Raw genomic sequence first — 20,830 nt, 5'->3', positions numbered from 1 at the left:
ATAGGATTTTTGCTCTAAAATGACTGCCAATAGTTCTTGAGTCATTAAAGTGACCATGTGGGCCGCTTTTGGCTCTGGTCGACCCTTGGCAAAGCTGCTACTCTCGGCGCGCTTTGTGACTTCTCGGCCTTGTAAAAAGCCAGACTCACCAATAAACAAACACCAATAATAATCGCATCAAATGCGGTGCTGAATTCGCGTTGCTGAGGAGTGGGCTTCCATGATCGAAGACTTTTGGAAGGATAAGTACCCCGCTGGAATTGCTGCCGACATCAATCCAGACGAGTACCCGAATATTCAGGCAGTGTTGAAGCAATCCTGCCAACGCTTCGCCGACAAACCGGCGTTCAGCAACCTGGGCAAGACCCTCACCTACGGTGAACTGTACGAATTGTCCGGTGCGTTTGCCGCTTATCTGCAACAGCATACCGATTTGCAGCCCGGTGATCGAATCGCCGTGCAACTGCCCAACGTGTTGCAGTACCCGGTTGCCGTCTTCGGTGCCATCCGTGCCGGGCTGATCGTGGTCAACACCAACCCGCTGTACACCGCGCGGGAAATGGAACACCAATTCAACGACTCCGGTGCCAAGGCGCTGGTATGCCTGGCGAACATGGCGCATCTGGCCGAAACCGTGGTGCCGAAAACCGGTGTCAAACACGTCATCGTCACCGAAGTCGCCGACCTGCTGCCGCCGATCAAGCGTCTGCTGATCAACAGCGTCATCAAGTACGTGAAGAAGATGGTGCCGGCCTATCACCTGCCAAAAGCCGTCAAGTTCAACGACGTGCTGAGCAAGGGGCAGGGCCAGCCGGTTGCCGAAGCCAACCCGGACAGCGGCGATGTCGCGGTGCTGCAATACACCGGCGGCACCACCGGCGTGGCCAAGGGCGCAATGCTCACCCATCGCAACCTCGTCGCCAACATGCTGCAGTGCAAGGCGCTGATGGGCTCCAACCTCAATGAAGGTTGCGAGATCCTGATCACGCCGCTGCCGCTGTACCACATCTATGCGTTCACCTTTCATTGCATGGCGATGATGCTGATCGGCAACCACAACATCCTGATCAGCAACCCGCGTGACCTGCCGGCGATGGTCAAGGAACTGTCGAAGTGGAAGTTCAGCGGCTTCGTCGGCCTCAACACCCTGTTCGTGGCCCTGTGCAACAACGAAGGTTTCCGCAAGCTGGACTTCTCGGCGCTGAAAGTCACCTTGTCCGGCGGCATGGCTCTGCAACTGGCCGCAGCCGAGCGTTGGAAAGCGGTCACCGGTTGCCCGATCTGCGAAGGGTACGGCATGACCGAAACCAGCCCGGTGGCCACAGTCAACCCGATCCAGAACATCCAGATCGGCACCATCGGCATTCCGGTACCGTCGACCCTGTGCAAAGTCATCGACGATGCCGGTGTCGAGCAGCCGCTGGGCGAAATCGGCGAGCTGTGCGTCAAGGGCCCGCAAGTGATGAAGGGCTACTGGCAGCGTCAGGAAGCCACCGATGAAATGCTCGACAGCGAAGGCTGGTTGAAAACCGGTGACATCGCGTTGATCCAGCCGGACGGCTACATGCGCATTGTCGATCGCAAGAAAGACATGATCCTGGTCTCCGGTTTCAACGTGTACCCGAACGAGCTGGAAGACGTGCTGGCGGCCCTGCCCGGCGTGTTGCAGTGCGCGGCCATCGGCGTTCCGGACGAAAAATCCGGCGAGGCGATCAAAATCTTCATCGTCGCCAAACCGGGCGTCACGCTGACCAAGGAGCAGGTGATGGAGCACATGCGCGCCAACGTCACCGGCTACAAGGTGCCGCGTTCGGTGGAATTCCGCGATGCGCTGCCGACCACCAACGTCGGCAAGATCCTGCGCCGCGAACTTCGCGACGAAGAGCTGAAGAAGATCAAGGCGAAGAGCGCCGCATAAAACAAAAAGCCCCGCAGATGCGGGGCTTTTTGTTGGTGCAGGGCTTGAACGCTTACTGGCGGAACGGCGCGAAGTTCACATTGGTCCCCGCCGGGCGCATGTCCTGCAGGTACGAGTCCTTGTCGGCGCTCAGTTCCAGGCTCAGGGCGGCCTTGCGCTTGCCTTCGTTGCGGATCACCAGGCCTTCGAGTTTCTCGCGCAGAAACACGGTCGGCACTTTCAGGTGCAGCAGTTCGTCGGTGGCCGGGGTGTGCATCAACAGGTGAATCCACTCGTACTGACCGATCGCCAGACGCGAAACCGGCAAGTCGAACCACCAGATGTTGCGGTTGCGGTTCAGTTCGGCGAAGTGGCAGTTGTTGGTGCCGAGCACGGCACCGCCCAGTTCCTGGTTGCGACGGGCGATGGCCTGCTTTTTATCGAGTTTCATAACATTCCTGCGGGATCGGTTCAGTGGCGCCTGGCGCCCTTGTGGTGGGCATTCTCGGGGCAACGCTCGCAAACATAAAGCCCAACCTGCACGTCGCGACGAAATGAAACCCTGAAAATAAATGAAACTTGGCGCAAACCGGGCCAGTCAATCATTACGTACTGACTTTCCCCGTTAATGTTCCAAGGAGAATCACCATGGGTAGCACGAGCGATAAAGTGAAAGGCATGGCCAACGAAGCGGTCGGCAACGTCAAGCAGGGTGTCGGCAAAGCCACCGACAACACCAAACTGCAAGCCGAAGGCAAATTGCAAGAGAAGAAAGGCGAGGCCCAGCAAGCGGTGGGCAAAGCCAAGGACGCGATCAAGAAAGGCGTCGACAAGGCTTGATCAGGCCTTGAACGAAACAGCGAAGCGGCCATCCAAGGATGGCCGTTTTCGTATCCCGCTCACATGCGGTCACGGAACACAGTGTTTCAAAGTCGCCAAGTAAGCTACTTTGATGAGAGAAAAACGGCCCCTGAGTCGCCACGACTTCAACCTGTTTTGCGGCGAAAGGAGACGCGAATGATTTTTCCCGACATGAAAGGTCTGCCCCTGCACCGGGTGATGGTGCGCACGATCACCGAATTCGTCGACGACGAGATGTCGACCTATGCCTCGGCATTGGCCTACCAGATGCTGTTCTCGCTGTTCCCGTTCATTCTGTTCCTGATTGCCCTGATCGGTTTCCTGCACCTGCCGGACTTCTTCTCCTGGCTGCGCCTGCAATCGGAACTGGTGTTGCCGCCCCAGGCGCTGGAGCAGGTCAACCCGGTGATCGATCAACTGCAGCAATCCAAGGGCGGCCTGCTTTCGGTGGGTATCGTCATCGCCCTGTACACCGCGTCTGCCGGCGTGCGCCTGATGATGAGCGCGATGAACGCCGCCTACGATGTGGTCGAGGGCCGGCCTCTGTGGAAGCGTTTTCCGCTGTCTGTCATCTACACCGTGGGCATCGCCGGCATGTTGCTGGTGGCCGCTGCGCTGATGGTGCTCGGCCCGCAGGTGATGGGCTGGATCGCCGCGCAGGTCGGGTTGGAAGAAGTCATCGTTACCTTGTGGACCATCGCCCGCTGGCCGGTGATCGTGATCCTGATGATGGTGGCCGTGGCGCTGATCTACTACGTGATGCCCGACGTCAAACAGGAATTCCGCTTCATCACCCCCGGCTCGGTGTTGGCGGTGGTGGTGTGGATCATCGCGTCCCTGGGCTTCGCGTTTTACGTCAAGACGTTCGCCAACTACAACGCCATGTATGGCAGCATCGGTGCGATCATCGTGCTGTTGCTGTATTTCTATATTTCCTCCGCCGTGTTGTTGCTCGGCGCGGAGATGAATGCGGTCATCGAACATATGTCCAGCGAGGGCAAGGATTCGGGCGAGAAAGTCCCCGGCGAACTCGATGAACATCCCAAACAACACGTTTCCGGCCTCGGGCGCGATCATTCGCTCAAGCCGAACACTGACGAAGTCTGACCATGATCCGTGAAATCCTGAAGATGGGCGACGAACGCCTGCTGCGCATCGCCCCGCCAGTGCCCGCTGAAATGCTCGACAGTCCCGAGCTGTGGCAACTGATCGACGACATGTTCCAGACCATGGAAAGTGTCGGCGGTGTCGGCCTGGCCGCGCCGCAGATCGGTGTCGATCTGCAACTGGTGATCTTCGGCTTCGAGCACAGCGAACGCTACCCGGACGCCGAAGCCGTGCCGCAGACGATCCTGATCAACCCGCTGATCACGCCGCTCAGCCCGCTGATGGAAGAGGGCTTCGAAGGTTGCCTGTCGGTGCCCGGCCTGCGGGGCGCGGTGGATCGTTATCAGCAGATCCGTTACGAGGGCGTCGATCCCAAAGGCGAGCCGATTGTGCGTGTGGCCTCGGGGTTCCATGCGCGGGTGGTGCAGCACGAATGCGATCACCTGATCGGACGGCTGTACCCGTCGCGCATTACCGATTTCAGCAAGTTCGGTTTCACCGAAGTGATGTTTCCGGACCTCGATCCCAACGCGGACGACTGACTAAAACACGCGCGGTGCGAGCTCCATGGCAATCATCGGCTTGCTCCGCGCATAGCGGCTCAAACGTTCGGCCATGGCCTGGGGCAGGGCGGGGTCGAAGGTGAAGCCGCGCCGCTCGTAGAATCCACGCAAGTCCGGATGGCAGAACAGCCACACCGGCGCCTCCACATCTTTCACCGCCGCCGCGATCAATTGCGCAGCGATGCCCTGTTCGCGGCAGGCCGGATCAACGAACAACCCGGTCAGCCAATGCCCGCCGAACACCGGCCGCAGGCACAGCGCCGCCACGATTTCCTCCCGCCGCGCCACCCACCATTGCGCCTCGCGCACCGCTTTCATCGACGATTGATGCTGGCGGTAGAACTTGTTCATCAAGGGCCAGGACAGGTCGTCGAGCTGGCTGTAACGGATGTCGGTCATGAATCGGACTGCCGGTGCAAAAGCTGCGGATTATAAAACAACGTGCCCGCCGGGATAGGTGTATACCTGATCTCACATCCCCTCTGAGTGGAGTACGCATCATGTCCAAAGGTATGGATTCGAAAAAAGCCGCGAAGAAGAAACCGGCCAAGACCGCCATCGAAAAACGCCACGAAAAAAGGGCGAAAAAAGTCGACATTTTTGGCCATTGATCGCGCTGTACGGGAGCCCGGATCCGGGCTCCTGTCCTGTCCTTGAAAACAGCTCGCAAAAATAATCTGCAAGATTTCCCGCCGGTGTTGCACAGAACGATCAGACCCTCGTTCCGAGCCACGCCATGCCCCACTATTTTGACGATGCCCATCGCCAACAGATCGAAACCCTGCGTCAGCGCTTCACCGCGCGCACCGAGTGGCCGACCTGGCTGCTGCTGATCGGCGTGTACGTCGGCTGGTTTGCGATTGTGCTGGGCAGCGAACGGCTCGGCGTCTGGTGGAGCACGCTGCTGCTGATTCCGCTGCTGGTGCTGTGGCTGTCGGTGCAGCACGAATTGCTCCACGGACATCCGACGCGCTGGACCTTCGTCAACAAACTCCTCGGCTATGCGCCATTCGCGGTGTGGTATCCGTACACGCTCTATCGCGACAGCCATTTGCAGCACCATCGCGACGAAGACCTGACGATTCCCGGCGTCGATCCCGAAAGCCGTTACCTGAGTGCCGAACGCTGGCAGGGCAGTTCGCTGTTCGAACGCAGCCTGCACTGGCTGAACAAGACCGTATTGGGCCGCTTCATTCTTGGCGCACCGCTGGCATTGCTGACGCTGGCCGGTGAGGAATTGCAACGTCTGAAAAGCGGCGAGCGCCAGGCCTGGCTGATGTGGCTGACCCACGGCGCCCTGACCGTGCTGATGCTGTATTTCATCGCCCGCTACAGCGTGTTGCCGATCTGGCATTACCTGTTTCTGATCAGCGTGCCGGCGCTGTCGATCGCGATGGTTCGCTCCTACTATGAACATCGGCCGCATACGCAACCGGAGCAGCGCACGGTGCTCAACGAAGCCGGATGGCCGTGGCGCTGGCTGTTCCTGAACCTGAATTTTCATCTGGTGCATCACGACTTGCCGAAGCTTTCGTGGTACGACTTGCCCGAGGCTTACCGCATGCGCCGGGAGCAATGGGTGGCGCGCAGTGGCGGATTTCTGGTGCAAGGTTATGGGCAACTGTGGCGCCGGCACGGCATCAAGCCGATCGACAGCCCGCAGCATCCGTTTATTTGAGGCCAGCATGACGTCAGGTTACGCAGAGTTGTTGATGTACATCGCCCCCGAGCCGATCCGCGCGGCGAACGAGCAATGGCTGGCGCGGATTCTCGAACACCTGGGCCATTCGCGGCTCGATGCCGAAGGCCTGTCGCTGCTGGAACTCTGGCGCTCACCCGAGTTGCTGCTGACCCAGACCTGCGGCTATCCGCTGATGACCGCGCTGCGTGGGCAGGTGAGGATTGTCGGTTGTCCGCGCTACGAATTGCCGGACGCCAGCGCCGGCAACCATTGCAGCCTGATCCTCGCCCGCGCCGATGATTCGCGCCGCAGTCTGGCGGCATTTTTCGACAGTCGCGGGGTGATCAACAGCGACGACTCCAACAGCGGCATGAACCTGTTGCGTCAGCGTCTGGCGCCGTTGCACCGGGACGGGCAGTTTTTCGCCACGGTCGGCATCAGTGGTGGCCACCGCGAAAGCCTGCGCTGGTTGCGCGAAGACCGTGCCGATCTGGCGGCCATCGACAGCGTGACCTTTGCGTACCTGGCGCAATACGCCGCCGCAGAGGTCAGCGGCTTGCGGGTGGTGGCGCGCAGTGCGTTCAGCCCGACCTTGCCCTTTATCACCGCCGCCAGCACGACGGACGAGCAGATCGAATACCTGCGCCGGGCCATGAACCGCAGTCTTCAAGACTTGCCGGACGTGGCCCGATTCCTCGGTTTGCCCGAAGTCCTGCCCGCCAGCGAAAGCGATTACCTCGTCCTGCTGGATTACCAGCGCGAGGCCGAAGAGCTGGGTTATGGCCGCCTGCGCTAGTGACTTCTTGTAATTCGTTGGTGGAATATAAAAATTCTTTTTAAGTATTTTTAACGCATAAGGCACCTTGCTAGGATCGCGCCACCGGACGACCGGACATTCAGCGACCCTTGACCAAGGAGCCCCCATGTCCGGCGCCGACTCATCCCATCGCAATCATGTGAACACGTTGTTTCGCGACCATTACCAGTGGTTGTGCACACGTCTGCGTCGGCAATCGAATGATGCGGCCACGGCCGAAGACATCGCCGCCGAAACCTTCGCGCAGCTGCTCGAAGCCCCCGGCCTGACCGCCATCCGCGAACCCCGCGCCTTGCTCACCACCATCGCCCAACGCCTGCTGTATGAGCGCTGGCGGCGGGGCGACCTGGAGCGTCGGCATCTGCATCAACTGCAACAAGTGGAACTCGATCACGCGCCATCTCCCGAACAACTCGCCGACCTGTCGCAGAGCCTCAAACATCTGGACCGGACGCTCCAGCGCCTGCCAGGCAAGGTGCGCTCGACCTTTCTGCTGGCCCGCATCGACGGCCTGACCTACCCGCAAATCGCTGCCGAACTGGGCATCTCCCAGCGTTCGGTGAGCATGTACATGACCCGTTCCCAGGCCCTGTGCAATCGCCACAGCGCCAACCAAACCCTGATTTCCTCCCAGAACAAGAGGTCCGCATGAGATCGCTCAAAACCCTGCTCGGCAGTTCGCTGCTGGCCCTGACCCTGACGGCCGGCCACGTGGTGGCAGCGGAAAAAACCGCGCCGATCCACTTCGGCGACATCACTTGGGAAAGCGGCAGTTTCATCACCGAAGTGCTGCGCCTGATCGTCGAGAAAGGCTACGGCTACCCGACCGACACGCTGCCGGGCAGCACCGTCAGCCTGGAAGCGGCGCTGGCGAAAAACGATATTCAGGTGATCGGCGAAGAGTGGGCCGGGCGCAGTCCGGCGTGGGTCAAGGCTGCCGCCGAAGGCAAGGTGTTCGGCCTTGGTGACACGGTCAAAGGCGCCACCGAAGGCTGGTGGGTGCCGGAATACGTGATCAAGGGCGACCCCGAGCGTGGGATCAAGCCGCTGGCGCCGGAGCTGAAATCGGTGGCCGATCTGCCGCGCTACAAGGATGTGTTCAAGGATCCGGAAGACCCGAGCCGTGGGCGTTTCCTCAACAGCCCGACCGGCTGGACCTCGGAAATCGTCAACAGCCAGAAGCTCAAGGCCTACGCGCTGAACGACAGCTTCGTCAACTTCCGCACCGGCTCCGGCGCGGCGCTGGATGCCGAAGTGGCGTCGTCGATCAAGCGCGGCAAACCGGTGCTGTTCTACTACTGGTCGCCAACGCCGCTGCTCGGTCGCTTCAAACTGGTGAAGCTGGAAGAGCCACCGTTCGACGCCGAAGCCTGGAAAACCCTGGCCGATGCCAACAACCCCAATCCGAAAGGCACCCGCTCGATGCCGGCGAGCCTGGCGATTGGCGTGTCGGCGCCGTTCAAGGCCCAGTATCCGGAGCTGGTGACGTTCTTTGAGAAAGTCGACTTGCCGATCGATCTGCTGAACCAGACCCTGGCCGGGATGAGCGAGAAGCGCCAGCAGCCACGTCAGGTGGCCGAGGCGTTCCTGCGCGATCAACCGCAAGTGTGGAAGCCCTGGGTACCGGCTGATGTGGCGAACAAGGTGGGCAGCAGTCTGTAGTTTTTTTCTGATATTTCTGTAGTGCTGCACCGACGCCATCGCGGGCAAGCCCGCTCCCACAAGGTTCTGCGCAATGTTCAAGCCTGCGTGGTACCTGTGGGAGCGTGGCTTGCCCGCGATGGCGTTCGACCAGACAACACCTTTTTGCGCTGAACCGTTTCTCGTCCGTTTCCTGTCCGAATTCCCTCATTGCTGGCCGACTAGTGGCCTTGCGCAAGCATTCGCGCTGTCTATGCTCATTCATAACTAACTATGTCGGCCGCCATTCAAAGCGCTCAGACGGCAATCGGTTAGCCGTGGACAAAGCTGCCAGAGTGCGCAACCGAAGGCACCGGACACTGAACCGACAAGGAGCATGTTTTTAAATGGAAGTTCTTCTTCACGTTAGGAATGGCCCGCCTGCGGGCTATCAAGAAAAGGATGCCTTGATTAGAGCGTCGTCGCATGGACTCTCCGATTAATCATCGTTTATCACCTGACAACTTCCTCCCGTGGAGGAAGGCGTGTGCCTGTTCTGTGGAACGTAGTGGTGGATTCTGAAAGACCTGAACTTTCATCAAATCAAAAGAACGCGCGGAAGGTGATCGAGACATGTTCAACCTACATCACAAGGCTGATCTGCAGGAAATCGAACGTTTCAGCTGTGCCCTGACCGAAGCCAACGCCAAGCTGGCGGCGATCAGCCGTTCGATGGCAATGATCGAATTCACCCCCGAGGGCATCGTGCTGGATGCCAATGACAACTTCTGCAAGACCATGGGCTACAGCGCCGAAGAAGTGCGTGGCAAACATCACCGGATTTTTTGTGAAGAAGAATTTTATCGCAGCGAGGAATACGCCAAGTTGTGGCGTGACCTGGCCCGTGGCGAACCCATCAGCGGGACTTTCCTGCGCTTGAACAAAAGCGGTCGGGAAATCTGGCTCGAAGCCAGTTACATGCCGGTGTATGGCCCGGACAAACAGGTCCGCAGTGTGATCAAAGTGGCGGCGGACATCACCGCGCGAGTGAACAAGGAAAAAGAAGAAGAAAGCATGCTGGCCGCCATCGGCCGTTCGATGGCGGTGATCGAGTTCACCCCGGAAGGCAATGTGATCACGGCCAACGACAACTTCCTCAAGACCATGCAGTACTCGCTCAACGAAATCGTCGGCCATCATCACAGTCTGTTCTGTCACCGGGTCGAGGCCGAGTCCGCGCAGTACAAGGCGTTCTGGGCCTCGCTCAATCGCGGCGAATATCACTCGCACCGCTTCGAACGCAAGAACAAGTCGGGGCAGACCGTTTACCTCGAAGCCTCGTACAACCCGTTGTTCGACGCCAAAGGCCGGTTGTACAAAGTAGTGAAGTTCGCCAGTGACATCACCCACCAGATGACCACCTTGCAGACCGCTGCGGAATCGGCCCACAGCACCTCTGTACAAAACGACGCCTGCGCGCAAAAAGGCTCACAGGTCGTGCAGCAAACGGTGCAGATCATTCAGGATATTTCCCGCGACCTCAACGAAGCGGCGCTGAGCATCGATGCGGTCAGCAAGCAGTCGGACATCATCGGCACCATCGTCCAGACCATTCGCGGGATTGCCGACCAGACCAACCTGCTGGCGCTCAACGCGGCGATCGAAGCGGCAAGGGCGGGTGAGCACGGGCGTGGTTTTGCGGTGGTGGCGGACGAGGTGCGCAGCCTCGCGGCGCGAACCAGCCAGGCGACCGTGGAGATCGTCGACGTGGTGCGCAAGAACCATGAGCTGTCACTGAGCGCAGTGTCGAGCATGCAGTCGAGCCTGAGCCGCACCGGGCTCGGGGTGGAACTGGCGAACGAGGCGGGGGATGCGATTCGGGAGATTCAGCAGGGCTCGCGGCATGTGGTGGATGCGATCAGTCAGTTCAATGAGACGTTGAGATTAGAGTAGCGACTTGGGAATTGCCCCTCTGTATAGAGGGGCAAAATTTTCTCGATCACTCTTTTTCGGTCAAGGAAAAGCTACCAGTGGCATTTGCATAATTGGACGGGTTGCCACGCTCTTCTGCCCTGAACTTGAAGGTTCCTCTTGCAAACTTTTTCGTAACGTCTACTTCCAGAATTGTTATTTCCCCGCCCTTTGTAACTGCAGGCCAAGAGCTGACCAATCCGCTTTGATTATAAAAACCAGTGACGCTAAGGTCCTTTGTGAAGGGATATGTGCCAGTTTTGATCTCACCATAGATGTCCACTTGGGCACCTCGTAACCCGTTGGGACCTACTTGGAAACCGCCGACACGTAGATTTTTTGAGGTGACGGTGAAAAAGAGCTCATTAGTGGTGATGGTTTCTTCCGGGCCACCGTTTTCGCTCACTTTTAAACCAAACAGCCCAACTGCGTTGTTTTCCACGTTCATTTTTAATTCCTTTTCTTGGCTGAGCTGCTGGCGGAGCGACATTGCTCCTCCACGGTTGATGTTGTTTCAGCTTTGATGGGGAGGACAACTGTCAGAACTTACAGGTATCGACTCTCGGGAGTAAGAAATCGACTAGCGGTAACCGGACGGTGAGGTCAGAGTCTCGAGTGAGACTCTGCTGAGGGAAGGGATCTTCTTAGAGCGAAGCGAGGAACTTGTCCGCCGACTCGTCGCTGATCTTCGTCGAGTTGGCGTCTTGCTTGTTTTGTTTTTCGGCTTCGGCCAGCTTGATCTTGTCCTGTAGACGCTCGGCGATCTCTTTGCCGATTGCCAGTTGTTTCTCCGGCGGCATCGCTTTGATGTCGTCTTCGGTCAGGCCCATTTCCTTCAGGATACTGTCGCGCAGACGCTGTTCCGGCGTTTTGCTCATGTAGTCCTTGAATTCATCCAGGGCCGATGAGCCTGTGGATTTGCTCGGCGAAGTATCGGAGGTTTGCAGGGCGACGCGGGTCTTGGCGAACGCTTCGTCGACGTTGTCGCTGATGCGCGTGGCTTCGCTGACTTGCTGGGTCGCCAGTTGGGTAGCCGATTCCTGCACTTTGGCGGTGGCTTCGGCGGTTTGCGCCTGGGCCTGGTTTTGCAGGGTCTGCAGCATTGCGCCATGCAGACCGCCTTGCAGGCCGGCCGCAGCGGTGGCGGTTGCATCGTCATTCAGCGGCTTGGGCAGGTGAATGATTTGCTGTTGTTTTGCACTGACCAACATGATGAAAGGACCTGTAGGTAATGACTGTCAGTCCTAGGGAGCAATTACCATGCCCATCTAATAAGTTCTTTTATTTCAATGGCTTGTGGTTTTTGGTGAACCGGCAAAGCGGTCATCCCTTGCCGGAGGGCGGCAGAGGATGACCGTTGTCCGTCAGCGATGGGCGATGTTTTCCAGCGCCAGGTTTCGGGTGCCAGGACCGAAACAGCCGATGGTCAGCATCACGATCAACATGCTGGCGACGATGAACGCCAACACGCCCGGTGTCCCGAAGTGGTCGAGGAACAGACCGATCAACAGGCTGCTGAACACCGTCGACAAACGACTGAACGAATAGCAGAACCCGACGGCCCGAGCGCGGATGTTGGTGGGGAACAGTTCGCTCTGATAGGAGTGGTAACTGAAGCTCAGCCAGGCGTTGCAGAAGGTGATCATCACACCGCAGAAGATCAGGCCGACGGCGCTGGTCTGCAACGCGAACAGGGTGCCGAAAGTCATGGCGCCGAGGGCCGAGCCGACGATCTGCCACTTGTTCTCGAAGCGGTTGGCGAATTTGACGAACAGCAACGGCCCGAGCGGGTAGGCGAGGGTGATGATGAACGCGTACATCAGACTGTGGGTGACGCTGACACCCTGACCGGAAAGCAGCGCTGGCAGCCAGTTGCCGAAGCCGAAGAAACCGATCGCCTGGAAGATGTGGAAGACAATCAGCATCAGCGCGCGGCGCCGGTACGGTGGCTGCCAGATATCGGCGAAACGGCCCTTGCCCTCGACATCGACGGCTACTGCTTCCGGCGCATCCAGTGGCTGACGGTGATCCTTCTCACAACGCGCCTCGATGCCGTCGAGAATCCGGTTCGCCTCATCGAAGCGGCCATGCTGCGCCAGCCAGCGCGGCGACTCCGGCAGACGTTTGCGCAGCCACCAGATGAACAGCGCAAACACCGCGCTCGCCAACACCACCCAACGCCAGCCACTGATGCCGAACGGCGCCTGCGGCACCAGCCACCAGGACATCAGCGCCACCGCCGGCACCGACAGGAACTGCACGAAAAACGCGAAGGCAAACGCCGAACTGCGCATGCGCTTGGGCACCAGTTCCGAGAGGTAGGCGTCGATGGTCACCAGTTCGATGCCGAGGCCGATACCCACCAGAAAACGCATGCAGATGATCCCCAGCGCTGAACTCTGTACGCCCATTAAAACTGTGGCGACGGTGTACCAGACCAGCGCGAAAGTGAAGATCGCCCGCCGCCCGAAGCGATCCGCCATCGGGCTCAGCAGACTGGCGCCGAGAAACAGTCCGAGGAACGTCGCCGAGGCGAACGCGGCCTGATCGGAGAAACCGAACACGCCCTGATTGCCGATGGCGAAGATGCCATCGCGGATCAGGCCGGGGCTGATATAGGCGGTCTGGAACAGATCGTAGAGTTCGAAGAAACCACCGATCGACAGCAGCGCCACCAGCCGCCAGATCGTGGCGACTGCCGGGAGGCGGTCGATGCGGGCGGAAATCTGTGCGGCGCGTATGGGGTCGATGCCGTCGCGTTGCGCGGCGGGGGCGTGTGCAGTCATGGGCTGATCCATTTTTTATTGATGGAAAAGCTTAGCCTGCTATCGGAAATCAAGGATTGTTTATATCGGCAGTTGGCGAGGTAAAACCGACGATTTCTTGCAATATCCGCTTACCAATTAACGATTTATGTCGCAGGCGTCGGATCGGGCAGCGCCGACGCCGGCAAGCCGAATACCCGGTCGAACAGCCAGTTGAATGCGAAGGTGTAGCAAGGGATGAACACAATCAGCGCCAGATCCAGCAAAAAGGCTTGCACCAGACTGATGTTCATCCACCAGGCGATCAGCGGAATCAGGAACACGATCAGCGTCAGCTGGAATCCGACGGCGTGGGCGATGCGCCGTTTCACCGTGCGGGTGCGCGACACCTGACGGCTTTCCCAACGCTCGAACAACGAGGTGTAGATGAAGTTCCAGGTCACGGCGATGGTGGTGATGATCACCGCCAGCGGGCCGGTGCTGCCGGGTGAGGTGCCGGACAAAAGGGCGAGGCCAAGGGCCGAGAAGGTCATGCCGATCACTTCATAGAGCGACACATAGACCAGTTTGCGTTTGACGCCTTGCATGGGAATTGCCTCTTTCTTGCGACTTGTGGCCAACGGGGCTGGCGAAGGCGACGAAAGATAGCTTCAATGGCGGTGACAGAAAAAGTCAGAAGCTTTCAGTTTTATTGATAGGTAAATGAAGTGAATTTCAACAGCGAAAGCATCGAGCTGTTTCTCGCCGTGATCGAGCGCGGCTCGTTTTCCGCCGCTGCAAGGGCGTTGGGCAAAGTCCCGTCGGCGGTGAGCATGGCGATCGGCAATCTCGAGGCCGAACTCGGTTATGCGTTGTTCGACCGCAGTCACCGCGAACCGCAACCCACGGCGATGGCGCTGTCGCTGGTGCCACACGCGCGGCTGATCGCCGATCAGCTCAAGCAATTGCAAGTGCATGCGGTGCAGTTATCGCTGGGGCTGGAGAGCAAATTGTCGATTGGCGTGGCGGCGGACATTGACCGTCGACGGTTGTTGGCGGCGATCAAGGACCTCAGCGAGCGCCATCCGCTGCTCGACATCGAAGTGCTGACTGCGCCGCAGGATGATGTGCTGGCAATGCTTCACAGTGGCCGGGTCAGCGTGTGTCTGGCGTTCGCCGGGTTGAGCGTGAATGTGCTGGAACGGTTTCAGTTTGTCGGCAGCGAACGAATGATCGCCACGCTGGCGGCGGATAGCCCGTTGTTGCAGGGGCAGGATCTGTTTCTCGAGGATCTGGTGCATGTGCGGCAGATCGTGGTTGGCAGTCGCGATTTGCCGATCAGCGAAACCCGGCCACTGGTGGCCGAGTCCCACTGGCGCACCGACAACCTGGAGACGGCGCTGGAAATGGTCGAGACGGGGTTGGGCTGGGGCAATTTTCCGCTGTCGGTGGTGCAGCCGTGGCTCGATAGCGGACGACTGAAACGGCTGAATTTCCGCAACATCGAAAACGGCCTGGTGCTGCCGGTGCACGCGGTGTGGCTCAAGAGCCAGCCGCTGCAGAAGGGCGCGCTGGCTCTGGTGGAGTTGCTGGGCGGTTGAGTCAGGTGCTCTCGCGAATCTTCAGCTCGAAGCCCATGTCTTCGACCGGCCGCGCCACACTGTTGCCGGCCATCAGTGTCAGCATCTGCTCCGCCGCACGCTTGCCGATCGCTTCGCGGGGCGTATTGATGCTGCTCAGGCGCGGCACCATGTGCTCCGACATCGGCAGGTCGTTGAAGCCGAGGATCGCTACTTGCTCGGGGATCCTGATCCCGTTGCGCAGCGCTTCGAGCAAGGCGCCCTGAGCCAGGTCGTCGTTGCCGAAGAAGATCGCATCGACATCCGGATGCGCCGCCAGCAATTGCAGGAACAACTCGCCACCCAGGCCCACGGACGATGAACGCGGGGTCAGCACTTCCAGATCCGGGTCGTAGCGACCGGCCTTCTGCAACGCCTTGCGAAAGCCTTCACCGCGCAGCAGGGTGCGCTGATCGAGTTGCGCGCCGATGTACGCCAGACGCTTGCGGCCACGGGACAGCAAATGTTCGGCAGCCGTTTCCCCGGCGCTGAGCTGGGAGAAGCCGACACAGTTCACCCCGGCGGCGCTGTCCAGTTCCATCATGTACACGCAGGGAATATTGCTGGCCTCGATCATCCGCCGCGAACTTTCGGTGCGGTCAAAGCCGGTCAGCAGCAAGCCGCGTGGCTGATAGGCCATGTAGTTGCGCAGCAGGTTTTCTTCTTCATCGCGGGAATAGTGGAAGTTGCCGATCAGCACCTCGAAACCTTTGGGCGTCAGTACCCGATGAATGGCTTCCAGGGTGTCGATGAACAGCAAGTTGGACAGCGAAGGCACCAGAACCACCACCGAATGGCTCTGGGCCGAGGCCAGAGCGCGGGCGGCGGGGTTAACCACATAGTTGAGTTCCAGCGCGGCTTTCTGGACTTTTTCCACCAATTCGGTGGCGACCGTGCTGACCCCACGCAGGGCGCGGGAGGCGGTAATCGGGCTGACGCCGGCCAGACGGGCGACTTCATTAAGGGTGGGACGGCCGGTGGTGCGGGTGTTTTTATCGTTTTTAGGGGTGGTCATCGGGCGGCTTGCCAAACAAAAATCAAGGCACTAAGGTAGCGCTGTCCTTATGCAGCTGCAAATGCGTAAGCGAGGTCCTGCCTGATCCTCGCTTTTTGGCGTACGGACAAAACCTGCTGCAACCCAAAAAAACGACAAGAAGGCGTCGGCAACTTCTGCCTGTGCACTAGAGTCATAGCTAGCAAAGGTAGCGCTGTCTGCGCGCTGAGGTGTTACATGAATCATCCCATCACCGCCCTGGTCATCATGGGCGTTGCCGGTTGCGGCAAGACGTGCGTCAGCGAGGCCCTGTGCCAATTGAGCGGCGCCACTGCCATTGAAGGCGATACTTTCCATCCGGCCGCGAACATCGAAAAGATGAGCGCGGGGATCCCCCTGAACGACGAAGACCGTGCCGGCTGGCTCGACAGCCTGTGCGATGAACTGCGTCGCGTCGATGCCCTGGGCGAACGCCCGGTGCTGACTTGCTCGGCCCTCAAGCACAGTTATCGCGAAGTGCTGCGCAGCGCCTTGCCGGGCCTGGGCTTCGTGTTCCTCGAATTGACGCCTGAAGTGGCCGCCGAACGTGTGTCCCACCGTCCGGGCCACTTCATGCCGGCCACCCTGATCGAAAGCCAGTTCGCCACCCTCGAATCGCCCAAGGGCGAGCCGTTGACCCTGGCCCTGAATGCTTCGATCCACAGCGTTGAAGAACTGGCGGCGCAAGCCCACGTCTGGTGGCAGGCCCATGGCCTGAAACAGGCGGTATGAGTGTGATTGTGAAGACAGCGCTGTCCTTTCGACTTCTGATTAACCCGCTTTAATAACAACAACAAACCAGGAGACACCCCCTCATGTTTGGCATGTCCCATGACGCCTACCTGCTGCTCGATGCAGTGGTTACGGTGATCGGACTCATCGTCCTGATCACCAAGTTCAAGATTCACCCCTTCATTGCCCTGACCATCGCCGCCGCGTTCCTCGGCCTGACGTCCGGCATGCCGATCGGCACCATCATCAAGGCATTCCAGGACGGCTTCGGTGGCGTGCTCGGTTTCGTCGGAATCATCCTCGCCCTGGGTACGATGCTCGGCAAGATGATGGCCGAATCCGGCGGTGCCGATCAGATCGCCCAGACCCTGATCCGCGCGTTCGGCAAGGACAAGGTGCAGTGGGCGATGATGTTCGCCGCGTTCCTGGTGGGCATTCCGCTGTTCTTCGAAATCGGCTTTGTACTGCTGATTCCGCTGGTGTTCATCGTCGCTCGCCGCACCGGTGTGTCGATCATCAAGATCGGTATCCCGCTGCTCGCCGGCCTGTCCGCCGTGCACGGCCTGGTGCCGCCGCACCCGGGTCCGCTGCTGGCCATCGGCGTGTTCGGTGCCGACATCGGCAAGACCATTCTGTACGGTCTGATCGTCGCGCTGCCGACCGCCATCATCGCCGGCCCGATCTTCGGTACGTTCATCGCCAAGCACATTCCCGGTACGCCGAACCAGGAACTGGTCGATCAACTGGCCCGTGAAAACGATTCGGCCAACCTGCCGAGTTTCAGCATCACCCTGGTCACCGTGCTGCTGCCGGTGTTCCTGATGCTGCTGAAAACCTTCGCTGACGTGGCACTGCCGGACGGTCATTTCTTCCGCACCTGGATGGACATGATCGGTCACCCGATCTCGGCACTGCTGCTGGCATTGCTGCTGTCGCTGTACACCTTCGGTCACAAGCAGGGCATCGGTTCTCAGCAGATGCTCAAATGGCTGGACGCGAGCCTGGCGCCGACTGCCGCGATCATCCTGATCATCGGTGCCGGCGGTGGCTTCAAGCAGATGCTGGTGACCAGCGGTGTGGGCGACGTGATCGGCCACATGGCGGTCAGCGCGCAGATCTCGCCGATCCTGCTGGCGTGGCTGGTGGCGGCGGTGATCCGCATCGCGACCGGTTCGGCCACCGTGGCGACCATCACTGGCGCGGGCATCGTGGTGCCGGTGGTCGGGATGATCCCGGGCGTGAACCGTGAGCTGCTGGTGCTGGCAACCGGTGCCGGTTCGCTGATCCTGTCCCACGTCAACGACGCCGGTTTCTGGCTGGTGAAGCAGTACTTCAACATGACCGTGGCCGAGACCTTCAAGACCTGGACGGCAATGGAAACCATCCTGTCGGTGGTGGGTCTGGGCTTTATTCTGTTGTTGTCGCTGTTCGTTTAAGACTCTCTTCGTTCAAGAAGATGCAGACACAAAAAAACCGCAGTGATGCGGTTTTTTTGTGGGTGCAATTCGCGAGTTACTTGGTGCCCAGAGCATCCGCCCGGAACATTCCGCGAATCCCGCGTACCGCCTGGCGAATCCGGTCCTGGTTTTCGATCAGCGCGAAGCGCACGTGATCGTCGCCGTACTCACCAAAGCCAACACCCGGCGAGACGCAGACCTTGGCCTCGGCCAGCAGCTTCTTGGCGAATTCGAGCGAACCCAAGTGTGCATAGGCTTCGGGAATCTTTGCCCAGACGTACATCGAAGCTTTCGGGTTCTCGACCATCCAGCCCAGTTCATGCAGGCCTTTAACCAGCACGTTGCGGCGCTGGCGATACTGTTCGGCGATGTCGCGCACGCACTGCTGATCGCCTTCCAGCGCAGCAATCGCGGCCACCTGCAGCGGGGTAAAGGTGCCGTAGTCGTGGTAGCTCTTGATCCGCGCCAGGGCGCTGACCAGTTCCGGGTTGCCGACCATGAAACCGATGCGCCAGCCCGCCATGTTGTAGCTCTTGGACAGGGTGAAAAACTCCACCGCGATGTCCTTGGCGCCCGGCACCTGCATGATCGATGGGGCTTTCCAGCCGTCGTAGACGATGTCGGCGTAGGCCAGGTCGTGCACCACCAGCACGTCGTACTGTTTGGCGAGGGCGATAACCCGTTCGAAGAAGTCGAGCTCCACGCACTGCGCGGTCGGGTTCGACGGGAAGCCGAGGATCATCATCTTCGGTTTCGGGATCGAGCCGCGAATCGCCCGCTCCAGCTCGGCGAAGAAATCCACGCCCGGCACCAGTGGCACTGACCGCACCTGGGCGCCGGCAATCACGGCACCGTAGATGTGAATCGGGTAGCTCGGGTTCGGCACCAGCACGGTGTCGCCCTGATCCAGGGTCGCCAGCATCAGGTGCGCCAGGCCTTCCTTGGAACCGATGGTGACGATGGCTTCGCTTTCCGGGTCGATCTCGACCTCGTAGCGCTCCTTGTACCAGTTGGAAATCGCCCGGCGCAGGCGCGGAATGCCCTTGGACGTGGAGTAACCGTGGGTGTCTTCGCGTTGTGCAACCTGCACCAGTTTTTCAACGATGTGCGGCGGTGTGGCGCCGTCGGGGTTGCCCATGCTCAAGTCGATGATGTCTTCGCCACGACGTCGCGCGGCCATCTTCAGTTCGGCGGTGATGTTGAAAACGTAAGGGGGGAGTCGATCAATGCGCGCAAAGCGGCGCGGCGAACCTTGTTCAGCCATTGTTGCCTCGGATAACGTAAGCGCCCGGAACCGTCCGAGCGACGCTGGTCACTGCGGTGACCTGTGGCGGACGATAAGGGCAGCGATGGCAGACTGTCCAGCGCCTTTGTAAACAAATTTTTCCCAAGGAAATCGGTTAATGGAATTCACCAGCGGCTTCTTGCTGAGCCTTTCGCTGTGCCTGGACATCGGCGTGGCCAACATCGCGATGATCACCCTGGCGATGCAGCGCGGCTATTTTCAGGGCTTTGCACTAGGCCTCGGCACCTGCGTCGGCGACCTGATCTACGCGGTGCTGGCGCTGGCCGGAATGACCGTTCTGCTGCAATACGAAACCGTGCGCTGGGTGCTGTGGATCGGCGGTTCGGCGCTGTTGATCTACTTCGCGGCGAAGATGATCTATTCGGCGATCCACCACGAAGCGCAATTGGCGGCGACCGCCGAAGTGGGCCAGAACTCCCATCGCAGGGAATTCTTTCGTGGGATTTTTCTGGCCATGTCGTCGCCGAGCGCCATCCTCTGGTTCGCGGCCGTGGGCGGCACGTTGATCGCCCGCTCCGGTGGCGGCGGTCCTTTGAGCTCGACGCTGTTTCTCGGCGGTTTCCTGTGTGCCGGGCTGTTGTGGTCGGCGGGTCTGTGCTTCGCCGCGAGCCATGGCGGCAAGTTGCTGGGCGACAAACTGCTGCGCTATTCCTACATGGCATCGGCAGCGATCTTCTGCTATTTCGCGGTCTACGTGATCGTATCCGGTTATAACGAGTTCGTCGGTTCCGGCGCCGCCGAGGCCCTGCATACGCTGTAAATGTGCGAATCGGGTTTGGCTTCTATACTCCCAGCCGAACCCACTTTTTTCGTTCAAGGAGTCGAGTCATGGATGAGCAAAAACGCGTCGAAGTGGCTGAACCTCGCTTCGAACATGGACACTTCCTGCTGATTGCAGGATTTCGCGATCGCTTCACCAAAGAGACCGTTCAGGACATCTCTGCACTGTGGGAAAAACTGATCCCGCACATCGGACATATTCCGGGGCAGAAGGGCGAAGTGACCTACGGCGTTTGCAGCAATTTCGACGGCAACGGTGGTTTCGATTACATGGCCGGGGTCGAAATCCGCAAGCTGGATGACTTCCCGCAGGAGAAGTATCCGTGGATCGAAATCCTCCCGCGCCAGTACGCGGTGTTCGAACACAAGGGTTCGCTGGATCAGTTGCCGCAGACCATTGATTACATCTACAAAACCTGGCTGCCAGCCTCCGAATACAAGGGCCTCAACGCCCCGGAGCTGGAACGCTACAGCGCCGATTTCAATCCGAAGCTCAATACCGGAAAACTGGAAATCTGCGTCCCGGTGGAAAAGAAAACCTGATTGCTGACCGGCAGCGCGAACCCGCTTCGCGCTGCCGGTCGGGCTTTATTTGCCCTTGATCCGTCGTGCCCGCAACAGATCAATGCCCAGGGTAATGAA

The 20,830-nt window shown here is 59.5% G+C and carries 22 protein-coding genes and 1 pseudogene; 15 read left to right on the top strand and 8 right to left on the bottom strand.

The annotated features are described in order from the left end of the window. Positions 1 to 220: 220 nt before the first annotated feature. On the top strand, positions 221 to 1,918 hold the full coding sequence (gene fadD1 / locus ACODTD_RS09545) for a long-chain-fatty-acid--CoA ligase FadD1 (RefSeq protein ID WP_011335597.1): 1,698 nt from the start codon (positions 221 to 223) through the stop codon (positions 1,916 to 1,918). Between the two features lie 52 nt (positions 1,919 to 1,970). On the opposite strand, the gene ACODTD_RS09540 is transcribed toward fadD1, so the two are convergent. Continuing rightward, positions 1,971 to 2,348 carry a hypothetical protein gene (locus tag ACODTD_RS09540; protein WP_007951149.1) on the bottom strand — a complete coding sequence of 126 codons (378 nt, stop codon included), beginning with the start codon at positions 2,346 to 2,348 and terminating at the stop codon, positions 1,971 to 1,973. 197 nt (positions 2,349 to 2,545) lie between these two features. On the opposite strand from ACODTD_RS09540, the gene ACODTD_RS09535 reads away from it, so the two are divergent. The 3 genes from ACODTD_RS09535 to def all read left to right on the top strand — a co-directional run bounded on the left by ACODTD_RS09535 (position 2,546) and on the right by def (position 4,407). Continuing rightward, positions 2,546 to 2,737, top strand: coding sequence for a CsbD family protein (locus tag ACODTD_RS09535; RefSeq protein ID WP_011335596.1), 192 nt, complete (start codon positions 2,546 to 2,548; stop codon positions 2,735 to 2,737). A 177-nt stretch (positions 2,738 to 2,914) separates the two neighbouring features. Continuing rightward, positions 2,915 to 3,865: a YihY/virulence factor BrkB family protein gene (locus tag ACODTD_RS09530; RefSeq protein ID WP_011335595.1), complete on the top strand. Its 951-nt coding sequence runs from the start codon at positions 2,915 to 2,917 to the stop codon at positions 3,863 to 3,865. A gap of 2 nt (positions 3,866 to 3,867) precedes the next feature. Continuing rightward, on the top strand, positions 3,868 to 4,407 hold the full coding sequence (def, locus tag ACODTD_RS09525) for a peptide deformylase (protein ID WP_007951144.1): 540 nt from the start codon (positions 3,868 to 3,870) through the stop codon (positions 4,405 to 4,407). Here the strand turns inward: def and ACODTD_RS09520 are convergent, their stop codons facing one another. Then, positions 4,408 to 4,827, bottom strand: coding sequence for a GNAT family N-acetyltransferase (locus tag ACODTD_RS09520; RefSeq protein WP_489104786.1), 420 nt, complete (start codon positions 4,825 to 4,827; stop codon positions 4,408 to 4,410). Positions 4,828 to 5,164: 337 nt separating this feature from the next. Here ACODTD_RS09520 and ACODTD_RS09515 point away from each other — a divergent pair, with 337 nt between their 5' ends. From ACODTD_RS09515 to ACODTD_RS09490, 6 genes and pseudogenes are all read left to right on the top strand, one after another. Then, positions 5,165 to 6,106, top strand: a complete 942-nt coding sequence (locus tag ACODTD_RS09515; protein ID WP_489104785.1) for a fatty acid desaturase — start codon at positions 5,165 to 5,167, stop codon at positions 6,104 to 6,106. A gap of 7 nt (positions 6,107 to 6,113) precedes the next feature. Further along, on the top strand, positions 6,114 to 6,905 hold the full coding sequence (locus ACODTD_RS09510) for a phosphate/phosphite/phosphonate ABC transporter substrate-binding protein (protein WP_489104784.1): 792 nt from the start codon (positions 6,114 to 6,116) through the stop codon (positions 6,903 to 6,905). A 127-nt stretch (positions 6,906 to 7,032) separates the two neighbouring features. Next, positions 7,033 to 7,578 (top strand): sigma-70 family RNA polymerase sigma factor, encoded by a 546-nt coding sequence (locus ACODTD_RS09505; RefSeq protein ID WP_489104783.1) that lies wholly within the window; start codon positions 7,033 to 7,035, stop codon positions 7,576 to 7,578. Then, positions 7,575 to 8,588 (top strand): ABC transporter substrate-binding protein, encoded by a 1,014-nt coding sequence (locus ACODTD_RS09500; RefSeq protein ID WP_489104782.1) that lies wholly within the window; start codon positions 7,575 to 7,577, stop codon positions 8,586 to 8,588. The genes ACODTD_RS09505 and ACODTD_RS09500 overlap by 4 nt, the downstream gene beginning before the upstream one ends. Positions 8,589 to 9,179: 591 nt before the next feature. Continuing rightward, a pseudogene (locus ACODTD_RS09495) lies at positions 9,180 to 9,950 on the top strand (PAS domain-containing protein); the annotation flags it as partial. A 9-nt stretch (positions 9,951 to 9,959) separates the two neighbouring features. Continuing rightward, positions 9,960 to 10,499 carry a methyl-accepting chemotaxis protein gene (locus ACODTD_RS09490; RefSeq protein WP_371914057.1) on the top strand — a complete coding sequence of 180 codons (540 nt, stop codon included), beginning with the start codon at positions 9,960 to 9,962 and terminating at the stop codon, positions 10,497 to 10,499. A 46-nt stretch (positions 10,500 to 10,545) separates the two neighbouring features. On the opposite strand, the gene ACODTD_RS09485 is transcribed toward ACODTD_RS09490, so the two are convergent. From ACODTD_RS09485 to ACODTD_RS09470, 4 genes are all read right to left on the bottom strand, one after another. Next, positions 10,546 to 11,007, bottom strand: a complete 462-nt coding sequence (locus ACODTD_RS09485; RefSeq protein WP_011335588.1) for a hypothetical protein — start codon at positions 11,005 to 11,007, stop codon at positions 10,546 to 10,548. A gap of 154 nt (positions 11,008 to 11,161) precedes the next feature. After that, the gene (locus ACODTD_RS09480) at positions 11,162 to 11,728 is read right to left on the bottom strand and encodes a hypothetical protein (RefSeq protein WP_011335587.1); all 567 of its coding nucleotides are present in this window, start codon (positions 11,726 to 11,728) and stop codon (positions 11,162 to 11,164) included. Positions 11,729 to 11,881: 153 nt separating this feature from the next. Then, on the bottom strand, positions 11,882 to 13,303 hold the full coding sequence (locus tag ACODTD_RS09475; protein WP_489104781.1) for an MFS transporter: 1,422 nt from the start codon (positions 13,301 to 13,303) through the stop codon (positions 11,882 to 11,884). 125 nt (positions 13,304 to 13,428) lie between these two features. Then, the gene (locus ACODTD_RS09470) at positions 13,429 to 13,869 is read right to left on the bottom strand and encodes a PACE efflux transporter (protein ID WP_011335585.1); all 441 of its coding nucleotides are present in this window, start codon (positions 13,867 to 13,869) and stop codon (positions 13,429 to 13,431) included. A 120-nt stretch (positions 13,870 to 13,989) separates the two neighbouring features. Here ACODTD_RS09470 and ACODTD_RS09465 point away from each other — a divergent pair, with 120 nt between their 5' ends. Next, positions 13,990 to 14,862 carry a LysR family transcriptional regulator gene (locus tag ACODTD_RS09465; RefSeq protein ID WP_011335584.1) on the top strand — a complete coding sequence of 291 codons (873 nt, stop codon included), beginning with the start codon at positions 13,990 to 13,992 and terminating at the stop codon, positions 14,860 to 14,862. A gap of 1 nt (position 14,863) precedes the next feature. On the opposite strand, the gene gntR is transcribed toward ACODTD_RS09465, so the two are convergent. After that, positions 14,864 to 15,895 carry an HTH-type transcriptional regulator GntR gene (gntR, locus tag ACODTD_RS09460; RefSeq protein WP_039766142.1) on the bottom strand — a complete coding sequence of 344 codons (1,032 nt, stop codon included), beginning with the start codon at positions 15,893 to 15,895 and terminating at the stop codon, positions 14,864 to 14,866. 216 nt (positions 15,896 to 16,111) lie between these two features. Between gntR and ACODTD_RS09455 the strand changes: the two genes are divergently transcribed. Together ACODTD_RS09455 and ACODTD_RS09450 are read left to right on the top strand one after the other, a co-directional pair. Next, positions 16,112 to 16,645, top strand: coding sequence for a gluconokinase (locus ACODTD_RS09455; RefSeq protein ID WP_011335582.1), 534 nt, complete (start codon positions 16,112 to 16,114; stop codon positions 16,643 to 16,645). 83 nt (positions 16,646 to 16,728) lie between these two features. Then, on the top strand, positions 16,729 to 18,081 hold the full coding sequence (locus ACODTD_RS09450; RefSeq protein ID WP_011335581.1) for a GntP family permease: 1,353 nt from the start codon (positions 16,729 to 16,731) through the stop codon (positions 18,079 to 18,081). A gap of 76 nt (positions 18,082 to 18,157) precedes the next feature. Here the strand turns inward: ACODTD_RS09450 and alaC are convergent, their stop codons facing one another. Next, entirely contained in the window at positions 18,158 to 19,366 is a 1,209-nt protein-coding gene (gene alaC, locus ACODTD_RS09445; RefSeq protein WP_201816119.1) for an alanine transaminase, read from the bottom strand. 139 nt (positions 19,367 to 19,505) lie between these two features. Here alaC and ACODTD_RS09440 point away from each other — a divergent pair, with 139 nt between their 5' ends. Next, entirely contained in the window at positions 19,506 to 20,168 is a 663-nt protein-coding gene (locus ACODTD_RS09440) for a LysE family translocator (protein WP_201816113.1), read from the top strand. Positions 20,169 to 20,236: 68 nt separating this feature from the next. Then, entirely contained in the window at positions 20,237 to 20,731 is a 495-nt protein-coding gene (locus tag ACODTD_RS09435) for a GyrI-like domain-containing protein (RefSeq protein ID WP_285354208.1), read from the top strand. Positions 20,732 to 20,830 lie beyond the last annotated feature (99 nt).

This window comes from Pseudomonas sp. FG35 (assembly GCF_057809295.1).
This window is presented reverse-complemented; position numbering and strand designations above follow the sequence as displayed.